Annotated in this window: 1 pseudogene; it reads left to right on the top strand. The window is 62.2% G+C overall.

Annotated elements, in window-relative coordinates:
- Nucleotides 1-94: 94 nt before the first annotated feature.
- A pseudogene (locus AC1Q6V_RS34600) lies at nt 95-1,159 on the top strand (IS3 family transposase); the annotation flags it as partial.

The raw sequence follows: 1,159 nt of genomic DNA, 5'->3' as shown, positions 1-1,159 counted from the left end.
TGGAGCGGCCCCCTGAATCGCCGGACACAGTCCCCCACTTACAATAGCGGGTAGGCATACGACTGTGTTTATGACTAAAGCGAAGCAGGAATTGGTGGAAGTGCTGACGGGTCCGGAGCGCCGGCGGCGGTGGTCGCCGGAAGATAAGCTCGCGATGGTGCGCGAGAGCTGCGAGCCGGGTAAGACGGTGTCGATGGTGGCGCGCCAGCATGGCGTAAATCCGAACCAGCTCTTTCATTGGCGCAAGCTGTACCAGGACGGCAGCCTGTCTGCGGTCAGTGCTGGGGAGGAAGTGGTGCCAGCTTCCGAGTTGAGCGATGCGCTCAAGCAAGTTCGTGAGCTGCAACGCCTGCTGGGCAAGAAGACCATGGAGAACGAGATTCTGCGCGAGGCAGTGGAGGTGATGAAGTCGCGAAAATGGATTGCGCGCTCACCCTCATTGCCGGGGGACGACCTGTGAAGAGGGTCTGCGAAGTTCTCGGTGTAGCGCGCTCGAATGTGGCAGAGAAGCTGACCCGTCCTGCAGATTGGCAGGATGGGCGCGGCGCCAGGCAAACCGATGATGCAGGGTTGGTTGAGGAGATTCGCAATGCGGTCGCGCATCTGCCCAGCTACGGTTATCGCCGGGTCTGGGGTGTACTGCGCAGGGAGCGCGAGCGCCATAGTGCACCGCCCGTCAACGTAAAACGGGTCTATCGGGTCATGCGTGTGCACGGCCTGCTGTTGCAACGCAGAGCGGTTCCGCCGAGGCCTCAGCGCCGGCATGACGGCAAGGTTGCTGTAGAGAAAGCCAATCAGCGCTGGTGCTCTGACGGCTTTGAGTTCCGTTGCGACAACGGCGAGCCATTGCGCGTGACGTTCGCCCTGGACTGCTGCGACCGCGAGGCGATGAGCTGGGCGGCGACTACCGGTGGGCATAGCGGTGACGTGGTCCGCGACGTGATGTTGGCCGCCGTCGAGAATCGCTTTGGAAACGCGCTGAAGACGCCGACGGAAATTGAATGGCTGACCGATAACGGCTCGGGCTACACGGCCGACAAGACCAGGGCGTTTGCGTCGGCCATCGGCTTGAAGCCGCTGACCACGCCGGTCTGCAGCCCGCAGAGCAACGGGATGGCCGAGAGCTTCGTGAAGACCATGAAGCGCGACTATGTCGCCT

This window comes from Cupriavidus sp. GW823-FHT07B10, assembly GCF_058794355.1.
The sequence above is the reverse complement of the archived record's forward strand: the minus strand, read 5'-3'. Positions and strand labels throughout refer to the sequence as shown.